Origin of the sequence: Posidoniimonas corsicana, assembly GCF_007859765.1 — a bacterium.
Lineage (GTDB): Bacteria > Planctomycetota > Planctomycetia > Pirellulales > Lacipirellulaceae > Posidoniimonas > Posidoniimonas corsicana.
Window position 1 is genome coordinate 2989253 of the sequence record NZ_SIHJ01000001.1, and the last position, 24834, is coordinate 3014086.

Sequence of the window (24834 nt, forward strand, 5' to 3'; positions counted from 1 at the left end):
GAGGGCGGTGGATTCTATGGTTCAGTGACGCACTTTCCACACCGCTCGGGGGGTTCTCCACCCGGACGCCGTCCCCGCTGAGGACCATGCTGAACAACCGCACCGACAACCTGTGGCGCATCGCGGCCATCGCGTGGGGCGTCGCGGCTGTAGGCGTGTGGGCGTGGACTACCAGCTACGGCTTCACCACCTACCAGCCAACGGCTGGAGTCAATCTTTCGTCCTGGCCCACCGGCACGCGGCTGACGCTCGACGCAGAACGGCCCACGCTGGTCGTGTTCCTGCACCCCCGCTGCCCGTGCACGCGGGCGTCGATCCGCGAGCTGGAGCGTGTGCTAACCGGCGCCGGCTTATCTGGCGACCAGCAACCCAGGGTGATCGTCACCGCCACCCTGCCGGCCGACGCCGACGAGCAGTGGCGGCAGACCGACACGGTCCGCGACGCCACGGCGCTGCCCTACGCCAACGTGGCGTGGGACGTCGACGGTGTTGAGGCGAGCCGCTTCGGCGCGGCCACCAGCGGCGCCGTCCGGCTCTACGCGTCGTCCGGCGAGCTGCTCTTTGCTGGCGGCGTGACGCCATCCCGCGGGCACGAGGGCGACAGCGCCGGCCGCGACCGGCTGCTCGCCCTGCTGCGCGGAGACGACACCACCCCACAGCCCCCAACGCCCGTGTTCGGCTGCCGCTTGTGCCTGCCCGCCCCAACCGCCGACGCGCCCGCCGGCGCGGAACGGGTGGCGGCCGCGCTGAACTGATCGCTAACCCACCTACCAACTGCGGCCCCGCGCCGCCCGCCAACCGCCGCCGATGAAACGCAGGCTCGCCAACCACTACCGCGAACTCCACGTCCGCACGGACCGCATGTTCGCCGTGCTGATGCTGATTCAGTGGATCGGCGGGATCGCGATGGCGCTGTTGGTTTCGCCGCACACCTGGATCGGCGCCCAGCAGCAGGTGCACCCGCACGTGATGATGGCGGTGCTGGGCGGCGGCGTGCTGGCGGCGATGCCGATCGCGATGGCGGTGTTCTACGCCGGCCGACCCGCCACGCGGATCGTGATCGCGTGCAGCCAGGTGCTGTTCTCCGCGCTGCTGATCCACCTGAGTGGCGGCCGCATCGAGACCCACTTCCACGTGTTCGGCTCGCTGGCGTTCCTGGCCGCCTACCGGGACCCGCTGGTCCTGGCGCCCGCCACGCTGATCGTCGCCGCGGACCACCTGGTGCGCGGTTGGTGGTGGCCGGAGTCGGTGTTCGGCGTCGCGACCGCGTCGGAATGGCGGTGGCTGGAGCACGCCGCCTGGGTGATGTTCGAGGACATCGTGCTGCTGATCGTGATCCTGCAGAGCCGCCGCGAGATGCTGAACCTGGCCGTGCACACCGAACGCCTTGAGCAGCGAGAGGAAGAGCTTCAGCACGCTATCGAGGAGGCCGAGCGCGCCAACCGGACCAAGAGCAAGTTCCTGGCCAACATGAGCCACGAGATCCGCACCCCGCTCAACGGCATCCTGGGCTTCACGGAGGTCCTGATCCGTGACCGGGAGCGGATCTCCGACGAGGAGCACGACGAGCATCTCACCACCATCCGCCGCAGCGGGCAGCACCTGCTGACGCTCATCAACGACGTGCTGGACATCTCGAAGATCGAGGCCGACCAGCTGCACGTCGAGAAGATCCCGTGCTCGCCCCACCAGATCATCGCCGACACCATCTCGGTGCTGCGGGTCGGCGCCACCGAGAAGGGGATCGGGCTCGACTACCGCTGGGAAGGGGCCGTGCCGGCCGCCATCGAGACCGACCCGTACCGGCTCAAGCAGCTGCTGCTGAACCTGGTAGGCAACGCCATCAAGTTCACCGACCAGGGCTCCGTGGTGCTTGTCGCGCGGGTCGACCGGTCGGGGGCGGAGCCCGCGCTTCTGATCGAGGTCCGCGACACCGGCGTGGGGATCCCGCAGGACAAGCTGGACGCCGTGTTCCAGCCGTTCGTCCAGGCCGACGACTCGGTCACCCGGAAGTACGGCGGCACCGGACTCGGCCTGTCGATCGGCAAGAAGATCGCCGAGGCCCTGGGCGGCGGCCTGACCGCGACCAGCGTGGTGGGGCAGGGCAGCACGTTCGTGGCCCGCGTCGCGACCGGCGCCCTCACCGAAACCGAAGAGCCGCAGCCCGAGCAGCACTCCCCGGCCGGCGACGTCAGCGCCCAGGTCACCTCCGCGTCCGACTTCAACGGCCTGCGGGTGCTGGTCGTCGACGACGGCGACACCAACCGCAAGCTGCTCCGTCTGCTGCTGGAGCGTGGCGGCGCGAAGGTCCGCATGGCGGAGAACGGCCAGGTCGCGGTCGACCTGGCTTCCCAGACACACTTCGACGTGATCCTGATGGACATGCAGATGCCCGTGCTGGACGGCTACGCCGCCACGGCTCGGCTCCGCGAACACGGCTTCAACGGCCCCATCATCGCGCTGACCGCGCACGCGATGAAGGGCGACCGCGAGAAGTGTGAGCGGGCCGGCTGCACGGGCTACCTGTCCAAGCCGGTCGACGCCGAACAACTGCACGAGGCGCTCTCTTCGCAGTGCCCTCCCGCGGCCGCCCCGGCACCCGCGCAGCACGAGTCCACCGACGCCATCCGGTCGCTGCTGCCCACCGACGACGAGGAAATCCGTGAGATCGTGGCCGAATTCCTCGACACCCTCGAGACCAAGGTCACGGACATGGAGCGGGCTTGGGACACCGGCGACCTGGACGAGCTGGCCCAGCTTGCCCACTGGCTGAGGGGCGCCGCCGGCACGGTCGGCTTCGGGTGCTTCACCCAGCCGGCAGCCGACCTGGAACAGGCCGTCCGCGGCGACGGCCCCCCGGCCGCCGACGCCCCGCTCAAGACGATTCAGCAGCTCAAGAAACGGCTCGTGCTGTAGCCCCCTCACAACCACGAACGCCCCCGACACCTTTAGGCGCCCGATGAACGACTCCCCCGCGATCCCCCACCACCAGACGGCCTTCGCCGCGGCCCCCGCGCCCGCCGACGCCCACGCGGCGTCGAACGGCCCGGCGTGCGACGGCAAGATTGTCGTCGTCGACGACGAGCCCGTGAACGTCAAGGTGGTCTCGCGCCTGCTCCGCATCGAGGGCTACACCCAGTTCTCCTCGACCTCCGACGCCCGGGACGCGCTGCGCCTGATCCACGACGAGTCGCCGGACGTGGTGCTGCTTGACTTGATGATGCCGCACGTCAGCGGCCTGGAGATCCTCGCGGCGCTGCGGCAGGACGAGCAGACGCGTCACACCCCGGTGGTGATCCTGACCGCGTCGACCGACCGCGAGACGCGTATCGAGGCCCTCCGCGGCGGCGCGAACGACTTCCTGAACAAGCCGATCGACCCCAGCGAGCTGGCGCCGCGGGTGGGCAACCTGCTCACCCTCAAACGCCACCAGGACCGGCTGCGCGACTACTCCCGCGACCTCGAGGCCGCCGTCCGCCAACGCACCGCCGAGCTCGAGGCCTCGCGCCGCGACATCCTGCACTGCCTGGCCCGCGCGGCCGAGTTCCGCGACGACGACACCGGCCACCACATCCTCCGAGTGGGCCGCTACGCGCGGCTGATCGCCGAGGGGCTGGGCAAGGACGCCGAGTACCTGGACCGCGTCGAACAGGCCGCCCAGCTGCACGACGTGGGCAAGATCGGCGTCGCGGACGCGATCCTCAAGAAGCCCGGCCAGCTCAGCGAGCAGGAGTTTGAGCTGATGCAGAAGCACAGCGCGCTCGGCAAGCGGGTGCTGCAGCGGATGTCGCCGCAGGACGAGCTGACGCTCCGCCGCCACGCCGACATCGGCTCGAAGGTGCTCAGCGTCGGTAGCTCGCCCGTTCTCGAGATGGCCACCCGGATCGCGCTGACCCACCACGAGCGGTGGGACGGCTCGGGCTACCCGCTGGGCCTGCAGGGCGAGGACATCCCGCTGGAGGGCCGGATCACCGCCGTGGCGGACGTGTTCGACGCGCTCAGCACCCGTCGCTGCTATAAGGACGCGATCCCGACCAGCACCTGCTTCGACATGATGAGCAAGGAGCGCGGAACCCACTTCGACCCCACCGTCCTCGACGCGTTCTTCGCCAAGCGTTCCGAGGTGATCGATGTGCAGATGCAGTACGCCGACGACACCTGAGCCGAGCACGAGCGTCAGAACCACACGACCAAGAGTAGAAGGACGCGCCCGCTCTGAGCGCGTCCTTCTGTAGCAAGACAGTTCCTGTCGCCGCTGCGGCCCTAGTACCGCAGGATCAGGTCGGCGGTCAGCCGGTTCTCCATCACGTCCCGCCGACGCGTGAGCGGGTTCTCCCACGCCAGGCCGAGTTCGTAGTATCGGCTGGGCTTGTACTTCATGCCGAACGCGCCAGTGACGATGTCGTTGCCGGCGATCCCGGTCGACCCGAAGTTGAACAGGTCGCCGCCGGACACGCCCGGCACCCCGCCGCCGCCGTCCACCAGCCAGTGGTACCAGTTGAACTCGGCCAGCGCGTAGAAGCCGCGGCCCAGGTGGTAGTCCACGTGGTTGGACCAGTACATGCTGGTGCTCTCGGCGTCCTGGTCGGCCGGCAGCCGCAGCCCGAGGGCGCTGATCACGCGGCAGTCGCAGCAGACCTGCGTGCCGCCGGTCAGGAACAGGTGGAACTCGCCGTCGCCGTTGCCCTGCTGGGTGCGGTGCGAGCCGACCGGCAGCTCGTACACCACGCCGCCGCTCAACAGCGTCTGGGTGTACGTGTCGCGGATCAGGTTGTACTTCAAGCCGAGCGCCACGTCGGCCCAGCCGTCGGCGATCAGCGGGTTGTCCGACACCGCGTAGCCGTCCTTGGTGGCGATCAGCGACAGGCGCTCGGTCAGCGCCGCGCGGATCTGCAGGGCATAGAGCTGCACGTCGCCGCCGCCTGCGGTCGACGGCACCTTGTGCTGCAGGAAGATGCCGCGCAGCTCGGTCAGCGTCCGCGGGTCCTCGAAGAAGACCGGGTTGGTCATCGGACTGATCCAGTCGTCGAAGCAGTGGTCGCTCTCGCAGAAGCAGCCGAGCAGCGTGGCCGGCAGCACGCACGGCTCGGCGCCGCAGCCACAGGCGTCGCCGCAGCACAGGTCGCCGCAGCAGGGCTCGTCGCAGCAGCCGTCGCACGACGACAACCGGTACTCGACCGGCCTGATGGCCTCGTCCGCCGCGGGCGGTTCGCCAAGCACTTCCTGGGTCATGAATGAACGCAGCGGGTAGGACTCGGCCGCGAGGCCCGCCACGGGGGATGCGAACGCGGCGAACGCCGCCGCAATTGACGCCAACTGGATCTTCATGAAAGGCTCCGCCTTCTGGTCGTGCGATTGACTTCCGAGTCGCCGCGCAACAGCGTCGCGGCATCTGACCGATTCGGAACCAGCCGTACGTAATGATGAAGACCCGCAGGGGTTTTTCGCGCGACCAGGACGTCCCGCAAGGTTTCACACACGGCCTGCGTACCCGCCGCACCCGAGCGGCTCTCAGCTTAGCGCCGGCGGAACGGTCGCTACAACCGGCCCGCGGCCGGCTGAGTCAACCGGGCGGCGGCGCTCCAGACAGCGGTGAACCACTCGCGTCCCAACCCGATCAACCGGCGCAACGCGTCGACCGACTAGGGCAGACACGACTAAGGCGTGTAGGAGAACGCGGCGGACGGCAGCTCCGACTCGCAGTGCGGGCCCACCCACACCCGGAACTCGCCGGCTTCGATCCGTCGCTCGGCTTGGTTATCGAAGTACGCCAGGTCGTCCGGCTGGAGAGCAAACTCGACGACCGTCGACTCGCCCGGCTCGAGCGCCACCCGGCGGAACGCCTTGAGCTCGCGGACGGGCCGCACCAGGTCGGCGACGACGTCCTGGATGTAGAGCTGCGCGGTCTCCTCGCCGGCCCGCGCGCCGGTGTTGGTCACCTCGACCCGCACGCCCAGCGTCTGCCCCGGGCCGAGCCGATCGGTGGTGAGCTCGATATCGCCGTACTGGAAGGTGGTGTAGCTGAGCCCGTACCCGAACGGGAACAGGGGGAACGGGTCGACGTCCAGGTAGTGCGACTTGAACTTGGCGTCCTCCACAAAGTCGGACCCCGGGGTGAGCTGTGGCGATCGGATCTCACGCGGGCTCGGGCGGCCGGTGCTGGTGTGGTTGTAGTAGAGCGGCAGTTGGCCAACCTGCTTGGGCATGCTCACCGGCAGGCGGCCCGAGGGGTTGTGCCGCCCCAGCAGCACGTCCGCCGCGGCGGGACCCGCCATCGTCCCCGGGTGCCACGCGTACAGCGTCGCGTCGCACTGCCGCAGCTCCCGCTGGATGTTGAGCGGCCGCCCCGCCACCACCACCATGACGGTTGGCGTGCCGGTGGCGGCGACCGCCTCGACCAGCTTCGACTGATCGCCCGGCAGCGCGATGTCCGCCCGGCACCGCGCCTCGCCGCTGAGCCAGGCGTCCTCGCCGACGAACAGGATCGCCACGTCGGCCGCCTCGGCGGCGCGGACGGCCGCCTCGATGCCGCCGCCGGCCGCGGACGGCGAGTCCGGCGCGACCGAGCTTTCCAGCGCCCGCACGTAGGTGACCTGCTCATCGCCAAACTCATCGCGCAGCGAGGCCAGCGGCGTGACGCTCTCGTCCTCGCGGCCGTCGAGCATCCAGCAGCCGAGCTGCTCGCCCGGCGCGTCGGCCAGGGGGCCGATCACCGCAACGCGGCGGTCACCGCTGGCGTCCAGCGGCAGCAGTCCCCCTTCGTTCTTCAGCAGCACGAGGCTGCGGCAGGCCAGCTCGCGGGCGACCCGGCGGGAATGCTTGGTCAGCCGGGACTCGCCGCGCTGGGCCTCGGCCCGCTCTCCCAGGTTCAGGCGGAGCTTGAGCGTGAGGATACGCGAGACCGCCTCGTCGATCAGCGACTCTGACAACCCGCCTGCCCGGACCTGCTCGGCCAGGGTGTCGTGGTACGAGAGGCTCACCATCTCCATGTCTACGCCGGCGCGGACGGCCTGCTGCGCCGCCTGGACCGGGTCGGTCGAGTAGCCGTGGGCGATCATCTCGGTGATGGACTCGTAGTCGCTCACCACCACGCCGTCGAAGCCCCAGTCGTCACGCAGCACGCCGCGGAGCAGAGGTTGGTTGCCGCTCGCCGGGACGCCGTTGACGTCGTTGAAGGCGGTCATGAGGGTCATCAGCCCGGCGTCGGCCGAGGCCTTGAACGGCGCCAGGAAGACGTTGTGCAGCTCGCTGTTAGAAACCATCGCACGGTTGTAGTCGCGCCCCCCCTCCGATAGGCCGTAGCCGACAAAGTGCTTGGCGCATGCGGCGATGCCCGGGCTCCCGAGTTCCTCGCTGGGCTCCTGAAAGCCGCGCACCATCGCCGCGGCCAGGGCGCCCGCCAGCACCGGGTCTTCGCCCAACGACTCGGCGATCCGCCCCCAACGAGCATCGCGGCAGATGTCGACCATCGGCGCAAACGTCCAGTGCACGCCCTGCCCGCTCGCCTCGGCGGCGGCGATCGCGGCGGCCTCCTCTACCAACTCGGGGTCCCAGCTGGCCGCCTGGCCTAGCGGGATCGGGAAGATGGTGCGGAAGCCGTGCACGACGTCGCGGCAGACGACCAGCGGGATGCCGAGCCTCGACTCGTGCACCGCGATCCGTTGCGCCGCGCGGTCCAAGTCGTTGGGACCGGTGTAGAAGATCGAGCCAACCTCCCCCGCCCGCACCGCCTGCGCGACCGCCTCGGGCAGCTCCTGCCCGTAGACGGTCACCTGGCACATCTGGCCGATCTTCTCCTCGAGCGTCATCGCCTCAACCAGCCGGCGTACCCGCTGCGAGAGGTCACCGTCCGACTGCGACTCTGCCTGGTCGGCGAACCTCAGCTCGGCCGCCGGCGTCCGCTGCGTGTGGCCGGAAGAGGTCTTGAGGGCGGTCTTGGGCGCGGGATTCTGCGCGGCGGCCGGGCCGCCGATGAGGCAGCAAACCAGCGACAGAACAACGCTTGCACGCATTTTGGAAAGGGACGGAACGCTCACAGCAAGAACCTCTAACGGACGCTTGTGGACGGCTCAAGAAATCGCCGGCCATCGGGGACGCCCTGCCCCGACGGCCGGCGTGTCTGCAGCGGGATCAACCGCTCATCAGGCAGCGCGGCGGCGGCCGCTCAACCCTGCCACGATCCCAAGGGCCAGCAGGCCTAGCGCGGCCGGCTCGGGGACGCCCGTCAGGCTCAGGTCGTCAACAATGAACGCCTGACCTCCGCCATCCGGGTTGTTGTACGCGTTGAGCATCGAGACCCGCGCCCGCGCTACCGTGGTCCCGGCCGGGGCGACGCCCGACACATCGTACTGGAGCCAGTCGTTGTTCAGCCCCGCGGCGACCAGATCGGTGACGACCGTGGAGAGGACGCCGTTGGTCGCGTCGCCATCGTCGTCGAAATCGATCGCGAGGAGGGTCTCGGTCGCGGTCGAAGGGATCAGGCCGGAGTAGTTGTCCTCGCCGCGGGCCCAACCGGACAACGTGTAGGCGACACCCGCTGTAGCCGCCACATCCTGCGTGATGCTGACATTGGCCAGGTCGCCGGTGGTGTTGTTGCCCTGGAACGCCTTGAAGAAGGCGCCAAACTCGCCCGCGTCGCCGAGCCGGTCCGCCCAGGGCTCGAGCGTGACGCCGTCCGTCGACGGGCCGGTGAAGGTCTTGAAGTAGTCGATGGTCCAGTCGTCGATGACCAGACCGGCGCCGGGCGAATCGAGGCCGCCGTTGGTCAGCAGTTCTTGCGCGCCGCTGGCGCCGGCAAAGAGCATCAGAGCAGCCACGGCAACACAACCTTGAGCCACTTTCATTCGATCATCTCCCAAGAGTCAAAGAAAAAGAATCAGAGAAGCAGGAAGCTCGCGGGCGACGCCGCGCAGACCTTGTGCAACCAGCACGGCCTGCCGATACACCTACGTGTCCACCCCCAAAGGCAGCCAACAACACGACACAGCTCAGGGGCGACGCCCCCCTCAACGCTCTCCACACCGGCCCCAGCAACCGCCCCTCCGTCGGGCCGCGCCGACCGCTACGCCGGCCAGCGCCAACAACGCCGCCCCCGTCGGCTCCGGCGCCGTCGCCAGTCCGGCCGCTACGGGCGCCTCGCCCAAACCGGTGCCCGGCAGGTCGCCGTTGAAGTCGAAGTTCGAGAAGGTCACCTTCGACGAGTCGTTGACCACCGCCTGGGTGCCGAGGTTCTGCACCCGCCACGCGATCTGCGTGTCGTTCGGGATCCCCTGCCACTCGTTCTCGAACGTCAGCGGCCCGCTGCTGATCTCCGCGCCGCCGTTGAGGCTGATGATGTACTCCAGCGTGCCAGCGGTCACCACGTTAGGGTCGTTCACGATGTCCGGCATCCCCTCGTCGGCCAGCTCCGGCGGCGTGTAGATCAGCCGCATGCGGACGGTGTCGCCCGCTTCGTAGTTGGCCTGCCCGCCCTCGCTCCCCTCGCCGAAGGCGTCGCGCCAGACCTGGTAGTCGGCCTCGTCGATGAAGTTCTCGCTGGCGCCCTCGTTATTGCCGTTCGCGCGGAAGTCCTCGGTCGAGCCGAGCGTGTCCCGCCAGACGGTGTAGTCCGCTGCGTCGACACGGCCGTTGCCGTTGTAGTCGCCCAGCGGCCCGCCGGTGGAGCTGAAGTTGTAGCCCGGGATCACGCCCTCGAAGATCGTAGAGATGGTGCCCGGCCCGTCGGTGTAGAAGCCGTCGTTGGTGGTGGCCAGGAACAGCGCGTTGCCGACCGGCGACTTGAAGTACATGCCGGCCTCCTTGCGGATCTGCGGGTTGGGCGTCTCGATCTTCATGTCGAACGCGAAGTCCCACGCCTCGCGGCGCTGGAACTTGTGCCCGGTGGCCTGACCGCCGGAGGTCTCGCCGTCGGTCACGAACCGGATCTGGTGCTCGTTCCGCTCAAAGGCGCCGCCCTCCTCGCCGACCGGCGGGAACGAGCCGGTGATGCCCGTCTCTTCGAGCACGTACTCGGACGGGAACGGCGTGATGAACTCAAAGTTTGGATGGTTGATCGTTGTGGAGGGCATGTCGCCGAAGTCGGTGTACATGCCGCCGAACAGCTTGTCGGGGATGTACAGGGCCGACGCCTGAGCGGCCCCCAGCGCAACAACCAGCCCGGCCAGCGCCGGGCGTTTGAACCAATCGAGAAGAGGCATGACCGTGGTACCCTGAATAAAAACCGAGTGTGCCGAATCTAAACCAAGTCGGCCGGCGCAGCGGCCGGCATTCCCTCCCACCCTCTGTCGCCCGTTAGTACTCGTCGACAAACACCTCGCCGTCGTGGCGGTGCCCGAGCTGGTTGAACAGCTCCGGGTTGATGTCGTACCGGATGAACGAAACCGACGCGTCCCCGAACATCGCGTTCACCCCGCCCGAGTGGGCCGAGCCGAACTGGTAGTGGTTCTTGACGAACTGGCCGGTCGACTCCGCGACGCCGTCCCGCTCGACCGGGAAGAACGTGGAGCGGAGGTTGTCGTAGTCCCAGCCGTCTGCCCAGCCGCGGTTGTCGGACACGCTGCCGCCCTCCAGCAGGCTGGTGTCCACGCGTTTCTCGGACACCACGAGCGTCTTGCTGGTCCCGTCGGAGATCTTGGCGAAGGTCATCTTCTTCGCGAACCCAACGCGGACGCCGCCGGCCGCCGACGACGTGTCCGGCCGCCAGTCGGCCCGCTGGATCACGCCGCGGAACTGGATCGGGTCGCCAACAAACTGCGCCAGCTGCACCGTGGTGGAGGTCGGTAACGCGGGCGTGCCGATCTGCCCCGACCCCCAGAACGCCTGCCAGTGGTGGGCCTGGGGGTTCGCGATCGCGGCGTCGAACTCGTTGCCCAACTCAGACCGGGCCGGGCCGGCGGTCACGCCGGCGTAGTCGACCAGCGAGACGCCGGCCGGGCTGATCTTCGGCTGCCGCCGCGACGGGCAGTTGTAGAGCGTGAGCGTCTGCTGCTGGATCTGCTCCTGGGTCAGCAGGTTCTGCACCGCGCCCTCCTCCAGGTAGGGGAGGATCTGGTACATCCAGCCCAGGCCCTGCTTCAGCGGACCGTTCGGGGGTCCCTTGCGGTTGGCGGCGGTGGAGACCGTGGCCGAATCGGCCAGGTAGTTCTCGATCCGCACGTCCGGCTCGGTGCCGCCCATCGGGAAGATCTTGTAGGTGTCCACGAAGTTGTGGATCGACAACCCGATGTTCTTCAGGTTGTTCACGCACTGGGTGCGCCGCGCGGCCTCGCGGGCCGCCTGCACCGCGGGCAGGAGTAGCGCGATGAGGATGCCGATGATGGCGATCACCACCAAGAGCTCAACGAGAGTAAACGCGCCGCGCCGCCGTTCCGCCTTCGCGTCCATAGGTCTCGCCACCTTCCGTTGGCTGTGGGCCAAGGGTTGAGACTGGATCCGCCGCCGCGGCCAGCGATCGCCGGTGGTCGATGACCTAGCGCCCCGCTGACTCGCCGATTGTAGCCGCTGATGCAGTCGCAGGTTTGTTGAGTTTGACCGACGCCCCTCGGGCGAGGAGCCGCCTCCGGCGACAGCGTCCCGAGCAGACGAGATAAGTTTGCTGAAAAGCGTGGACTGGGCAGGCCAGCCGTCATCCGAGGCTGCACCTGCCCATCACGCCGGTGATTCTATTCCGGCCAACCTCGGATTGCAAGCGCTTGCAAATCGATTCCTCTGCGGCTTTCCGGAGCCGATTTGGTTGAATTACCCGGCATTCCTTCCTAGACTCGGCGTAGCGTTCGCGAGGCATTCCGCCCTGCTTATCCCAAGCCTTGCAAGCGCTTGCAGTAAACTCCTCTCCCGCCACACCCCACCGTGGCAACAAACGACCCCATCGATGCAAAAACCGGCGTGTTCCGCTCCTCGAGATCTCGACTGCGCCTGCTGCTAGCGGTCGCCACCGCCACCGCCACCGTCGCAACCGACGCGCGGCTCGGCGCGCAGACGCTCGAGCAGATGCGCGCCGACCAGCTGGAACGGCTTCAGACGTACGTGCTCGACGCGGTGCAGCCTTCCGGGCTGGTGCGCGACTCGCTGGTGCTCTCTCCTAGCGCTGCGCACTTCCACCCGGCCACGCCCGACGCGGCGGGCTTCGCCCTGTTGGCGCTCAGCGCGTTCGATGAGTTTGGGCAGCTGCCCAACGCGGCCGGCGTCGTCGAGAACATCCTCGCGGCCTACAACGGCGACACCCCCGGGGTCACGCCCGATCGATCGGCCGACGGGCACTACGTGCATTTCATGAACGTGGCGACCGGCGCCAAACAGGGGGGCGGGTGGGACGAGTCGTACAGCCCGATCGGTTCCGCGCTGCTGACGGCCGGCGCCCAGTTCGCCAAGCGTCACTTCGCCGGGAACGACGCCATCGCCTCGCTGGCCGACCAGATCACCGCCAGCATCGACTTCAACGCCGCCATCCACCCCAGCCTCGACGGCCGGATCTACCTGGACATGACCAAAGCAGGCGGCGGCGCCGGCGGCACGGTCCGGCCCTGGAACGAGTACATGCTGGTCGAGAGCCTCGCCCTGCGCCAGCCGAACAACGACCGCGCGGTCGCGGTCAAACACCTGTGGCTGAACCCCGACAACCTGCCCGTGAAGTACTTCAGCGGCACGCCCACCCTGACCGACAACCCCGGCGCGTTCGCCCCGGCGTTCTGGGTGCAGCAGAGCCAGTTCTTCAACAGCGACTTCCGCGCCGACGCCCGGTTCCAGGAGTTCCTGGCCAGTCAGCAGCAGGCCGACTCGGACTACGCCGAGTTCTTCCTGGCCGACCCGTTCCGCTACGGCCTGACCGCCGGCGTCACGCCCGACGGCTACCACGCCGACCGCATCTTCGACCACCCGTCGACCGTGCTGACGCCGGCCGCCGTCAGCGCGTGGGGCGACATGGACACGCTGCTGCAGTGGTACCAGCAGCAGGACCCCACCAGCGACGCCCGCTACCGCTATGGGCTGGCGCGGGAGTCGCTCGATGACGAATCCTGGGTCCCGTACGACGCCGGCCTGGTTGATCACCTGTTCCTGCTGTTCGGGATTGTGGAGAGCATCGACCCCGGCTTCTTCGCCGATCGGCTGTTCGACCCGCTGCAGCCGGGCGACTACAACCTAGACGGGACGGTCGACGCGGCCGACTACACGCTCTGGCGCGACACGCTCGGCTCCACCACCAACCTCAGCGCCGACGGCGACCTCGACGGCCAGGTCGGACCGGGCGACTACCAGGTGTGGCGGGCCAGCTTCGGGGCCCCGCACGCGGCATTCGGGGCGGACGCGGCGCCGGCGCCGGGGGCGCTCGCACTTGCCTGTTTCGGCGGGCTCGCGGTAGCATTGAGTGCTCGTGGCGTTCGCCACAAGACTCTCTTCTTCGCGCCGTCTGAGGACTGATTGTGGGGCGCCCCGCCGGAATCTCCCGTACGCTGACTCGCGGCCTCGCGGTTGCGTTCGCCTGTGTGGCCTCGCTGGCGTACGGCCAAGCGGCCCCGGACGTCCTGCGGTCGGACGGGGCGCGCGGGGCGCGGCGCTACGAGTTCTCCGCGTCCGACAGCGAGCTGCTCGAGCAGATCCAGCGCGGCTGCTTCAACTACTTCTGGAATGAGGTCGGCGAGACCGCCCAGCTAGCCAGAGACTTCACCGGGAGCGAGAAGGCCAGCATGGCCGGCGTCGGCTTCCAGCTCTCCGCGCTGCCGATCGGCGTCACCCGAGGCTGGATCAGCCGCCAGGAGGGCGAGCAGCGGGCGCTCACCGTGCTGCGGGCGCTGATCGCGCGGGACGACAACCGCCGCGATGGCGTGTTCCTGCACTTCGTCGACCCCGAGCACGCGGGCCCCGTGTTCGGCCGGCACCGGCCCGAGGCCAGCACCATCGACCACTCGCTGTTCCTGGCCGGAGCGGCGCCGGCGGCCGCGTTCTTCGGCGGGGAGGTTGCGGAGATCGTCGCGACGCTGATCGATCAGACCAACTGGCGTGCGTACCTAACCGAGGACGGCCGCCACCTGTCGATGGCGTTCAAGCCCGACCCGCCGTTCGACGTCAACGGCCCCGGCAAGCTGATGACGCACCACTGGTGGAACGCCAGCGACGAGGAGCGGCTGGCGTACGTGGTGGCGGTCGGCTCGTCGAACGACGCCCACCGCCTGCCCCCCGAGAGCTACTACCAGCTCAAGCGGACGCTCAAGGCGCACCCGTCGGGCGCGCCGTTTGTCGTGTCGTGGAGCGGGTGCCTGTTCACCTACTTCTTCACCCACTGCTGGGTCGACTACGGCGCACTCGCCGCGGACGACCCCGCCGGGTTCGGCTTCGACCTGCCGCGCGTCGACTGGTTCGAGAACAGCCGCCGCGCGACCCTGGCCCACCGCGCGGTCTGCCTGGAGAACGCCGACACCTTCTCCACCTTCGCCGAAGACCGCTGGGGCCAGAGCCCCTGCTACGGCTACACGGACCAGGGCCGGCGGGCCTACCTGGTGCCCACGCAGCGCCCGAGCCTGAGCAACGAGCAGCAGCTCCACGGCGGCGCCATCGCCCCCTACGCCGCGGGCTCGACCATCGTCTTTACGCCGCGCGAGTCGATGCAGGCGCTGCGGGCGTTTGTCGCGTTGCGCGGCGCCGACGGCGAGCCGCTCGCGTGGGACGACCCCGCCCAGGGCGGCATCGGACTGGCGGACAGCTTCAACCTGGACAACGGCCAGGCGTTCCGGGGCGGCGTGGCGATCGACGCGGGCCCGATGCTCGTGTCGATCGAGAACGCCCGCACCGGGCTGATGTGGGACCTGTTCCGCCAGCACCCGATGGGCGAGCGGGCGGCGATGCGGCTCGCCTGGCAGCCGGCGGCCGACTGACCACTACCCGGCGGCGCCGCTAGGAGATGCCCCGCAGCCCCGGCTGGTGAATCTTGACCGCGGCACCGCACGACTCGCGGACCACCAGCTCGGACTGCAGCGTCATCTTGGTCGAGGGGCGTTTGGGGTCCTCGATCCGCTGCAGCAGCAGCTCCACCGCCGACGCGCCCATGATCGCCATGGGCACGTGCACGGTGGTCAGCCGCGGGCGGGTGAGCTGGGCGATGCGGGTGTCGTCGAAGCCCACCACCGGCAGCTGGTCGGGCACGTTGAGCCCGGCGTCGATGGCGGCGTCGATCACGCCGGCGGCCATCTCGTCGTTCGCGGCGAAGACGCTCGCCCCGATCCGCGACCACTCCGCCACCTTCTCCACGCCCAGGTCGAACGCGGTCTGGTAGTCGTAGTCGAGGTGGAACACGTGCTCGTCGGCCACGGCCAGGCCGGCGCCGCTCATCGCGGCGCGGTACGCCTTGAGCCGGTCGATGCTGTCGAGGTTGGTCTCGTTGCCGCCGACGAAGATCACGGGCCTGCCGGGGCGGAGCTTGATGAGGTGGTTCATCATCGCCGCGGCGCCCTCGCTCTGGTCGATCACCACGCAGTCGTGGCGGGCGCCGCTGACGTCGCCGTCGAGGACCACCAGCGGCACGTCGACCGTGGCCAGCGCGTCGGTGATGCCGGCGTTGGTCTCGGAGATCATCGCGATCAACCCGTCCACCAGGCCCTGGTTCGCCACCGCGGCGACGATGTCGTGGCTGTCGTCCGACTCGATCGCGGCAGACACGGTCAGGTGGTAGCCGAGCTGCCGCGTCTTCTCGTTGGCGCCGCGGATGATCTCCGAGTAGAACTCGCCGTGCAGGTCGGGCAGCACGAGCCCGATGATGTTGCTCTTGCGCAGCATCAGCCCGCGGGCGAACACGTTGGGGCGGTAGCCGAGCTCGCGGATCGCCTTCTCGACGCGTTCACGCGTCGCGGCGTTCACCACGTTCCGCCGGTTGAGCACCCGCGACACGGTGCTGATCGAAACCTTGGCGAGCTTCGCAACGTCTTCGATCGAGGCCGGCATGATTGGCGTCTGGGGCTAGCGGGGGCTCGGCCGCCAACCCGGGGAAGAGCGGCCGGAGCCGTGTGCGGGCCAGCGGATCCACTGCTGACGCCGAATTGTACCCGCCCGCGGGGCGGCCGGATACTGGCCGCACGCCGGCCCTACCGCGCGGCGCCGGGCTGCTTCGCGAGCTTCGGGTTGTCGAGGTCGCCGGTGTACACGGTCCAGACGTGCGATTTGGCCTTCAGCTTCTTCATCTTCTCGTTCACCGCGACCGTGAACCTCTGGTCGATGATCTTCTCCCGGATCTCCGTCTGCACCTCGGTGAACGGCGTGCGTCCGGCCTCCTTACGCTCCAGCACCCGCACGATGTGGAAGCCGGTGCTGCTCTCCAGGATCGGGCTCATCTGTCCCGGGGGGAGCGTGAACAGCGCCTCGTCGACGCGTTCGGCCGCCAGCGCGCCCTGGGAGGTCCAGTCGTGCTGGCCGCCCTCCTTGGCGGTGATGCCCTGCGAGCTGGACTTCGCCAGCTCGGCGAACGCGGGCGCAGTGGGGTCGGCCTGCTGGCGGACCAGCCGGAACGCCTGGTTGCCGATCCCGGCGATGGCGCGGTAGGCGTCGGACTTGGTCGGGTAGCTGCCGAAGTTGACCGCCAGCTCCTCCCACTTCGCCTGCGTGGGGTAGTCGTACTTCTCGGCGGTCTTGTGGTAGTAGTCGAGCAGCTGCTGGTGCGTCACCTCGCGGCTGAAGGTCAGCCCCTCCTGCGCCCAGCTGCGGGCGATCATCATCCGGAAGAAGTCCTCGCGCCGCTCGCGGAGCGACGTGCCCAGCTGCACCAGCCGACGCTGCAGCTCGCGCTGGTCCTCGGCGCCGACCTGCTTCATCAGCTTCGGCAACTCCTGCTCCTCGAAGGGCTTGGTCAGGCTCTCGTGGATCTTCTCCAGGTCGGCCTGCGGCACGGTGCGGCGGAAGTCGGAGTACAGCATCAAGAGGTCGAGCTTCTGCATCAGCAGCTGCTGCATGAGCTGCCGGCGGGCGTCGTCCTGGTGCTCGCGGGGGACCTTGAGCTCCTCGATCCGCAGGTTGGCCTCCCAGAGCAGCTCGCAGGCCAGCACGAGTTCGCCGTTGACCTTGGCGATCACCTCACACTCGTCCACGGGCTGCAGCGAGGTGTCCACCTGCTTGTAGCCGTCCGCCAGGGGCTGCGCCGTTGTGGAAGCGGGCGCGCCGATGCTAGCGAGGAGGGCCAGGCAGGTCGTCTGTGCGAGTGAAAGGCGTGCCGGCAATTGCCTACCCTGAGGAGTAAAACGTGTCGGTTGAGTGTGCGCGGCCGCCCACGCAGCCCGCAGCGCGGCGGGAGTTTAGGCGGCGGAGCGCTGCGGCCGCAAGAGCGTTTTCACCTCGCCCAGCAGGTCCTCGACCCCGACGCGGGCGCTGTCGAGCGGCAGGTAGGCGCTCTGGCCGTCCGCGATGCGGAGCCGCCCGCCGCTGCGGTCCACCAGCTCGCGGATCTTGCCGCGGTGGGTGTACGCGAAAACCAGGTAGTTGTCCTCGCGGCGGACCGTCTGCACGCCCCACTGGTGGGCGCAGACCCTCAGCCGCGCGAGCTCGAGGAATCGCTCGGCCGGCGGGGGGAGGGTCCCGAAGCGGTCATTCAGCTCGCCGGAAAAGTCCTCCACCTCGGCCAGGGTGCTAGCACGCGCCAGCCGGCGGTAGAGGTCGATCTTCGACCGCATGTCGGGCACGTAGTTGCCGGGCAGGTAGGCGTGCACCGGCAGGTCGATCGTGACGTCGACGCTCTCTTTGGGCGGCAGCTTGCGGAGCTGCCGCACCGCCTTCTCCAGCATCTGGCAGTACATCTCGTAGCCGACCGTGGCGATGTGCCCCGACTGTTGCGTGCCCAGCAGGTTGCCGGCGCCGCGGATCTCCAGGTCGCGCATCGAGAGCGCGAAGCCGGCGCCGAGCTGGCTGAACTCCTCCACCGCCCTCAGCCGGCGGGCGGCCTGCGTGGGCAGCTGCCGGTCCTCCTGGATCAGCAGGTAGCAGTAGCCCCGCCGGTTCGCCCGCCCCACGCGGCCCCGCAGCTGGTGCAGGTCCGCCAGGCCGTAGCGGTCGGCGTCGTCGACGAACATCGTGTTGGCGTTGGGGATGTCCAGGCCGCTCTCGATGATGGTCGTGGCGAGCAGGATGTCGTACTCGTGGGCCACGAACTTGACCATCACCTCCTCCAGCTCGCCCTCGGGCATCTGGCCGTGGCCGATGCCGATGCGGGCCTCGGGGACGATCTCGTTCAGCCGGTCGGCGACCGCCTTGATGTCGTGTACCCGGTTGTGCACGAAGTACGCCTGCCCGCCCCGATTCAGCTCGCGGAGCATCGCGTGGCGGACCATCTCCTCGTTGAAGCGGGTGACGCGGGTCTCGACCGCCAGGCGGTTGGAGGGCGGGGTCTCGAGGTTCGAGATGCTCCGCGCGCCCAGCAGTGCCATGTGCAGCGTGCGGGGGATCGGGGTGGCGGTCATGGTCAGCACGTCGACCGCCGAGCGCATCGCCTTGAGCCGCTCCTTCACCGCCACGCCGAACCGCTGCTCCTCGTCGATGATCAGCAGGCCCAGGTTGGCGAAGTCCACGTCGCCCGACGCTAGGCGGTGCGTGCCGATGACGATGTCCACGCCGCCCTCGCGGGCCTTCTCCAGGATCTGCCGCTGCTCCTTGGCGGTACAGAACCGGCTGAGGCAGGCGATCTCGAACGGGAACTCCGCCATCCGCTCGCTGAAGGTGCGGCGGTGCTGCTCGGCCAGCACGGTGGTGGGCGCGAGCACCGCGACCTGGTAGCCGGCGTCCACCGCCTTGAACGCGGCGCGGATCGCCAGCTCGGTCTTGCCGAACCCGACGTCGCCGCACAGCAGGCGGTCCATCGGGCGCGGCTGGGTCATGTCCGCCTTGATCTCTTCGATGGAGCGGAGCTGGTCGGGCGTCTCCTCGTAGGGGAACGCGGCGTCGAACTCCACCTGCCAGGGCGTGTCTTCGGGGAAGGCCATGCCGGGCCGCGCGTCGCGACGCGCCTGCAGCTCGAGCATGTCGGCCGCCAGGTCGGTGACCGCCTTCTCCGCGGCCTGCTTCTGCCGCACCCAGGCCTTGCCGCCGATCCGCGCCAGCGGCACCTTGAGCGACTTGCCGCCCACGTACTTCTGCACCAGCTCGATCTTGGTGCTGGGCACAAAGATGCGGGTGCCGCCGTGGTACTCCAGCTCCAGGTGCTCTTCCTTGCGGCCCTCCTTCTCCAGCAGCTTGATGCCGCGGTAGCGGCCGATGCCGTGCGTCACGTGGACGATCAGGTCGCCCTCGCGGAGCTCCAGGAACGTGTCGATCGCACGGCCCGCCGCCTGGCGGATCGCGCCGCGGGCCGTGTCGTGCCGGTTGAACAGCTCGGCGCTGGAGAGCACGATCGCCCGCTCCGCGACCACGCGGAAGCCCTCGGCCAGGTCGCCCACGACGAGCCGCAGCCGGTCCTCGCGCAGCAGTGGCGTGTCGGCGAACAGCTCGGTCAGGCGCTGCGTCTCCGCGTCGGTCGGGCAGACAATAAACACCATCTGCCCCTCGGCGACAGTCGCCAGCTCGTCGCGCACCCGCTGGATGTCGCCGCTGAGCCGCTCGACCGACTCGAAGCCGAGGTGGCCGGTCTCCTCGAGCGACCCGGCCGGCACGCCCGCCGCGGTCACCGAGGGGTACTTGTACACCTCGGCCAGGCTGGTGCGGACGCTGTGCAGCGAGCGGGTGTCGTCCGACCGCTCGTGGTAGAAGCGTCCCTCCTCGGCCAGGTCGGTGGGCTCGATGAGCAGGAACCAGCTCTCCGGCGGCGCGTACACGGTCATGTGCGCCCGGTCCGAGGCCGACGGCTCCAGCAGCGTCAGGTCGACGGTCTGCACCGCGCCGGCGCTCCGCTGGGTCGCCACGTCGAAGTGGCGGATCGACTCGACCTCGTCGCCGAAGTACTCGATACGAACCGGGTGCTCCTCGTCCGGGGGGAACACGTCGATGATGCCGCCCCGCACCGCGAACTCGCCCGGCAGCTCGACCGCGCTGGTGCGGTGGCAGCCGCGCGACGTGAGCCACTCTACTAGCTGCTCCTCGCCGGTGGCGTCGCCCACGGCCACGGTGCGTGTCGCCTCGGCGATCGCGTCGGGCGCCGGGGTGGGCTGCATCAGCCCGTGGATGCTGGTCACGACCACCCGCGGGTCGGCGGCGCCGGGCGGCTGATCGGGGCTCGCCAGCAGCCGGCTCAGCGTTTTGAGCACGCGCATCCGCTGGCCGTAGACCTCGTCGTGCAGCACGCGCTCGCTCTGGTCCCGCTCCCACGCGGGGAACGCCGCGGCGGGCAGGTCGGTGAACAGCGCGAGGTCGGTCAGCAGGCGGTCGACGTCCGCCTGGTGGGGGGTCACCACGAACAGCGGCCCGGGGCACCGCGAAGCGACCGCCGCCGCGACAAGCGCGCGCGCCGACCCCCAGACTCCGCCGAGCGTGCCGCTGCGTCCCTCTTCGAGACTACCGACCACCCGCGCGAAGTCGTCCCGCGCACAGACTTTCGCGGCCAGCCGCCTCAGCTCCGTGAGAGCGTCGACCGCGACCGCCGGGGGGTTATCCATTGCGAAAGATTCTAGTTCTTGGCCCCGCGCCTGAGAATCCCGCACAGCCGGCCGGGGTCGGGACGCCGCTTTGCTTTTGCGCCCGCGGGCCGGCTATCATGTCCGCCTGCCCACCCCGATCCACCGCCCTGGGAGCCCCCCATGCCCGCCCTCGCTTCGCGTTGCCTGCTCGCGGCCGCCTGCCTGCTGCTGCTCACCCCGCCGACCGGCTCGGCCGCCGAGCCGGCCCCGGCCGATGACCAGCGCATGGCGTGGTGGCGGGACGCCAAGTTCGGGATGTTCATCCACTGGGGCGTGTACGCGGCGCCCGCCGGCAACTACCACGGGGAGCAGGTCCCCTGGATCGGCGAGTGGATCATGCGGCAGGCGAAGATCCCGGTGGCCGAGTACCGCGGCTACGCGGAGGAGTTCGTCCCCACCAAGTACGACCCCCAGGCGTGGGCTACGTTGGCCAAGCAGGCCGGCATGCGGTACGTGGTGATCACCTCCAAGCACCACGACGGCTTCGCGCTGTACGACTCGTCGGTCACCGACTGGGACATCGCGGACGCGTCGCCGTACGGCAAGGACCTGCTGGCGCCGCTGTCCGAGGCGGTGCGGGGCGAGGGGCTGAAGTTCGGCCTCTACTACTCGCAGGCCCAGGACTGGACCCACCCGGGCGGGGCCAAGGCCGGCTACGACGAGGGCGCCGGCTGGGACGAGGCCCACCGCGGCCGCTTCGACAAGTACCTGCAGGACATCGCCGTGCCGCAGACCGAAGAGATCCTCACGCGGTTCAAGCCCGACGTGCTGTGGTGGGACACGCCGGTGTGGATGAACAAGGAGCGCGCCCAGCCGCTGCACGACCTGCTGTCGGCGACGCCCGGCATCATCACCAACAACCGCCTGGGCGGCGGCTACGCGGGGGACACCGAGACCCCCGAGCAGCACATCCCCGCCACCGGCTTCAAGGGCCGCGACTGGGAAACGTGCATGACGATGAACGACACCTGGGGCTACAAGTCGTTCGACCACAACTGGAAGAGCACCGAGACCCTGCTGCACAACCTGGTCGACATCGTTTCCAAGGGGGGCAACTACCTGCTGAACGTGGGGCCGACCGCCGAGGGCGAGATCCCGCCCGAGTCGATCGAACGCCTGCAGGAGATCGGCGCGTGGATGGAGGTCAATGGCGACGCCATCTACGGCACGACCGCCAGCCCCTGCCGCCGGCCCGAGTGGGGTCGCCTGACCCGCAAGGGCGAGCGGCTGTTCCTGCACGTGTTCGACTGGCCGTCGGACGGCGTGGTGCGCGTCCCGCTGCGGGTCGCGACCTCCTACTGCCGCCTGCTGTCGGACCCGAGCGTCGGCTACTCCGTGACCGGCGGCGAGGAGGGCCTGGAGGTCCGCCTGACCGGCGCGGCGCCCGACGCGGTCTGCTCGGTCGTCGAGCTGGGCATCGAGGGCGAGCCGGAGGAGGTGTTCCAGTGGACGAAGCCGCAGGCCGACGGTCGCCTGGTGCTGGCCGCGGCCGCCGCCCAGACCGAGGGCCATGTCCAGCAGGAACGCATCCACGGCCAGACCAGCCTCGGCTACTGGACCGAGCCGACCGACGCGGTGCGGTGGCGGGTCGAGCTCCCCGCCGCCACCCGCTTTCGGGTGTCCGCCGAGGTCGCCGCGCCCGCCAAGGCCGGCCTGACCGTGGCCGCCGCGGGCGGGCGCCTCGGCGCCGAGGTCACCCCGACCGGCGGCTACCAGGACTTCGCCGTGCAGGAGCTCGGCGAAGTCAGCGTGGATGCGGGCCAGACGGTCCTCGAGCTGCAGCCCAGGGCGGCCGGCTGGAACCCCATCAACCTGCGTTCGGTCACCCTCACGCCGGTCGACTGACCGGCCGATCCGCCGCAAATCCGGGATCTGACCCTCTGCTTGCACGGGCGGGTTGCGCGCACGCATAATAGAGGGCTATCCCGCCCCCTTCCTCGCCTCCCGCCCGCCCACGCTCATCTCCGCCGCCATGCCCATGCTCCGCGCCCTGCTCGCCGCCGCCCTGCTGACGCCGGCGTTGTCCGCTTCGGCCGACTGGATCCGCGACCTCCAGGCCGACGCCGTCGAGACCAAGTCCAGCCCCGCCGCGCACTGGGGCCCCAAGCCGGGCCAGTACAGCAGCTGGACGACGCACTCCAACCGCCTGATCCCGGTGTACACCTTCGGCACGCTCGGCGCCGGCGAGGGGATCGACCTCGGCAGCTACACCGGCGCGAAGAGCCCCTACCGCGACCCGGCCGCGCTGCGGCGGATGTACCGCGCCGACCAGCAGCTCTCGGTGTGTGACACCGCGGACTACATGGACCAGACCAACATCTTCGACCTGCAGCTCGCCGCGGTCGAGGCCGGCAAGAAGAACGTCATCCTCGTGGTGTTCGACGGCATGGACTGGCAGACCACCTACGCGGCCGCCACCCACAACCTGCAGAAGGTCGCCTACCGTGAGGGACGCGGCGAGGGCACCCACTTCCAGGAGTACCAGGCCGACGGCACCACCCAGTTCGGCTGGATGGTCACCAGCCCGGGGCGCGACGGCATCCAGGTGAACGTCAGCAAGCAGAAGGTCCACAACCCCAGCGGCGGCCTGGCCGGCGGGTACGACCCGCGCGTGGCCGGCTACCACCCCTGGTCCGTGTGCCGGCAGCCGGAATACCTCATCGCCGAGACCGCGGACCGGGCCGCGCGGCACGCCTACACCGACTCGGCCAGCTCGGCCACCAGCATGATGTGCGGCGTCAAGACGTTCAACGGCGCGATCGGCGTGACGGCCGAGGGCCGGCCGGCGCCGTCGGTGGCGCACATCGCGCAGTCGCACGGCTACCGCGTCGGCGTGGTGACGAGCGTCCCCATCAGCCACGCCACGCCCGCGTCGGCCTACGGCCACAACGTCAGCCGCGGCGACTACCAGGACCTCACCCGCGACCTGCTGGGGCGGCCCTCGGTCAGCCACCCCGACCAGCCCCTCGCCGGCATGGACGTGGTGATCGGCGGCGGGCACGGCGTCGAGGTGCTGGAGGACGGCGACCAGGGGGACAACTTTGTCCCCGGCAACAAGTACCTCACCTTCCAGGACATGAAGGCCATCGACGAGCGCAATGGCGGCCCCTACGTGGTGGCCCAACGCACCGATGGCGTGCTGGGCGGCAGCGGACTGGCCCAGGCCGCCCACCAGGCGGTCGAGGAGGGCAAACGGCTGTTCGGCTACTACGGCGTCGCCAGCGATTACGACAAGGACAGCGGCCACCTGCCGTACGCCTCGGCCGACGGCGCCTACGACCCGGCGCCTGGCGTCGACGGCGTGGAGATGTCCTACTCGAAGGAGGACCTCGCCGAGAACCCGACCCTCGCGGAGATGACCTCCGCCGCCCTAACCGTGCTGAGCGCCGGCGACAAGCCGTTCTGGGTGCTCGTCGAGGCCGGCGACGTCGACTGGGCCAACCACAGCAACAACCTGGACGCCTCGATCGGCGCGGTGAACTGTGGCGACCAGGCGGTCCGCGTCATCACGGACTGGGTCGAGAAGAACAGCAACTGGGACGAGACCGTGCTGATCGTCACGGCCGACCACGGGCACTACCTGGTGCTCGACGACCCCGCGCTGCTGATCCCGCCGGCGGAGTCCGAGTAGCCCGCCCCGACTACTCGGCGGTGGGCTGGGCGCCGTCTTCTGTAGGCGCCGGAGGCTGACGAGAGCCGGGGCCCGGGGCGAAGTACTGCACGTCGTCCGTCATGTAAGACATGGTTGGCAGCGGCGTCACAACCGCCTCGGTGCGGCAGCCAAGCGAAGCGGCGCCCGCCAGCATCAACGTGCCGGCGGCCCACAACGCGGGCCGGTAAACGCCTGCTAGCTTCCGCACGGCATGCTCCTTCGGGAGGCTGCGACTACGGGCAGCAGTTCGGCTGAGCGCTGCTCTCGTACGCCTCGCGGTCCGCCTTCAGCGCGGCCGCCTCGCGGGCGAGCTTGAACTCGGGTCCCGGGGCGTAGTACTGCACGTCGTCGGTCAGGTACCAGGGGCTCGGGAGCGTCTGGCCCGCGACGTCCACCTGGCACCCGGTCGAGGCGATCCCGGCCAGCATCACCGCACCAGCGGCCCAGACCTGAAAACGGTTGCTGCGAGTAGCCTTGTTCATCGCGGAGGTCTCCGTCCAACGCTCGCCGGTCAGCCAAACCGATGGCCCCGGCAGGATTGATAGCATTCGATTCACGCGGCCCGTCAGAACCGCTGCCATCGTTATCGTCGGACCAACCCGCAAACTT

The 24834-nt window shown here is 69.5% G+C and carries 17 protein-coding genes; 7 read left to right on the plus strand and 10 right to left on the minus strand.

What is annotated here, in order from left to right:
• Positions 1-86 precede the first annotated feature (86 nt).
• Genes KOR34_RS11500 through KOR34_RS11510 form a run of 3 tightly spaced genes read left to right on the plus strand, consistent with a single transcriptional unit; the run spans position 87 to position 4162 of the window.
• Positions 87-755: a hypothetical protein gene (locus KOR34_RS11500; RefSeq protein ID WP_146564727.1), complete on the plus strand. Its 669-nt coding sequence runs from the start codon at positions 87-89 to the stop codon at positions 753-755.
• Positions 756-807: 52 nt separating this feature from the next.
• Positions 808-2916 (plus strand): response regulator, encoded by a 2109-nt coding sequence (locus KOR34_RS11505; protein ID WP_146564728.1) that lies wholly within the window; start codon positions 808-810, stop codon positions 2914-2916.
• Between the two features lie 43 nt (positions 2917-2959).
• A complete protein-coding gene (locus tag KOR34_RS11510; RefSeq protein ID WP_146564729.1) occupies positions 2960-4162 on the plus strand; it encodes an HD domain-containing phosphohydrolase in 1203 nt (400 codons plus the stop codon).
• 101 nt (positions 4163-4263) lie between these two features.
• On the opposite strand, the gene KOR34_RS11515 is transcribed toward KOR34_RS11510, so the two are convergent.
• The 5 genes from KOR34_RS11515 to KOR34_RS11535 form a co-directional block, all read right to left on the minus strand.
• Complete coding sequence (locus KOR34_RS11515; RefSeq protein ID WP_228714583.1) at positions 4264-5328, minus strand: hypothetical protein; 1065 nt, start codon at positions 5326-5328, stop codon at positions 4264-4266.
• Positions 5329-5657: 329 nt separating this feature from the next.
• The gene (locus KOR34_RS11520; protein WP_197531336.1) at positions 5658-8012 is read right to left on the minus strand and encodes a glycoside hydrolase family 3 N-terminal domain-containing protein; all 2355 of its coding nucleotides are present in this window, start codon (positions 8010-8012) and stop codon (positions 5658-5660) included.
• Positions 8013-8141: 129 nt separating this feature from the next.
• Positions 8142-8816, minus strand: coding sequence for a PEP-CTERM sorting domain-containing protein (locus tag KOR34_RS11525; RefSeq protein WP_228714584.1), 675 nt, complete (start codon positions 8814-8816; stop codon positions 8142-8144).
• A 189-nt stretch (positions 8817-9005) separates the two neighbouring features.
• A complete protein-coding gene (locus KOR34_RS11530) occupies positions 9006-10196 on the minus strand; it encodes a hypothetical protein (protein WP_146564731.1) in 1191 nt (396 codons plus the stop codon).
• A gap of 94 nt (positions 10197-10290) precedes the next feature.
• Positions 10291-11382: a DUF1559 domain-containing protein gene (locus tag KOR34_RS11535; RefSeq protein WP_146564732.1), complete on the minus strand. Its 1092-nt coding sequence runs from the start codon at positions 11380-11382 to the stop codon at positions 10291-10293.
• 465 nt (positions 11383-11847) lie between these two features.
• Here KOR34_RS11535 and KOR34_RS11540 point away from each other — a divergent pair, with 465 nt between their 5' ends.
• Both KOR34_RS11540 and KOR34_RS11545 read left to right on the plus strand, forming a co-directional pair.
• Positions 11848-13416 (plus strand): hypothetical protein, encoded by a 1569-nt coding sequence (locus KOR34_RS11540; protein ID WP_146564733.1) that lies wholly within the window; start codon positions 11848-11850, stop codon positions 13414-13416.
• Positions 13417-13418: 2 nt separating this feature from the next.
• Positions 13419-14867, plus strand: a complete 1449-nt coding sequence (locus KOR34_RS11545) for a glucoamylase family protein (RefSeq protein ID WP_146564734.1) — start codon at positions 13419-13421, stop codon at positions 14865-14867.
• 19 nt (positions 14868-14886) lie between these two features.
• Here the strand turns inward: KOR34_RS11545 and KOR34_RS11550 are convergent, their stop codons facing one another.
• From KOR34_RS11550 to mfd, 3 genes are all read right to left on the minus strand, one after another.
• Positions 14887-15930, minus strand: a complete 1044-nt coding sequence (locus tag KOR34_RS11550; protein ID WP_146564735.1) for a LacI family DNA-binding transcriptional regulator — start codon at positions 15928-15930, stop codon at positions 14887-14889.
• A gap of 140 nt (positions 15931-16070) precedes the next feature.
• A complete protein-coding gene (locus KOR34_RS11555; RefSeq protein ID WP_146564736.1) occupies positions 16071-17195 on the minus strand; it encodes a peptidylprolyl isomerase in 1125 nt (374 codons plus the stop codon).
• A 75-nt stretch (positions 17196-17270) separates the two neighbouring features.
• The gene (gene mfd / locus KOR34_RS11560; protein WP_146564737.1) at positions 17271-20552 is read right to left on the minus strand and encodes a transcription-repair coupling factor; all 3282 of its coding nucleotides are present in this window, start codon (positions 20550-20552) and stop codon (positions 17271-17273) included.
• A gap of 141 nt (positions 20553-20693) precedes the next feature.
• Here mfd and KOR34_RS11565 point away from each other — a divergent pair, with 141 nt between their 5' ends.
• Together KOR34_RS11565 and KOR34_RS11570 are read left to right on the plus strand one after the other, a co-directional pair.
• The gene (locus KOR34_RS11565) at positions 20694-22418 is read left to right on the plus strand and encodes an alpha-L-fucosidase (protein WP_146564738.1); all 1725 of its coding nucleotides are present in this window, start codon (positions 20694-20696) and stop codon (positions 22416-22418) included.
• A gap of 127 nt (positions 22419-22545) precedes the next feature.
• Positions 22546-24204, plus strand: coding sequence for an alkaline phosphatase (locus KOR34_RS11570; RefSeq protein ID WP_228714585.1), 1659 nt, complete (start codon positions 22546-22548; stop codon positions 24202-24204).
• 10 nt (positions 24205-24214) lie between these two features.
• On the opposite strand, the gene KOR34_RS11575 is transcribed toward KOR34_RS11570, so the two are convergent.
• Positions 24215-24433, minus strand: coding sequence for a hypothetical protein (locus KOR34_RS11575; protein ID WP_146564739.1), 219 nt, complete (start codon positions 24431-24433; stop codon positions 24215-24217).
• Positions 24434-24458: 25 nt separating this feature from the next.
• Positions 24459-24707 (minus strand): hypothetical protein, encoded by a 249-nt coding sequence (locus KOR34_RS11580; protein WP_197531337.1) that lies wholly within the window; start codon positions 24705-24707, stop codon positions 24459-24461.
• Between the last annotated feature and the right edge of the window lie 127 nt (positions 24708-24834).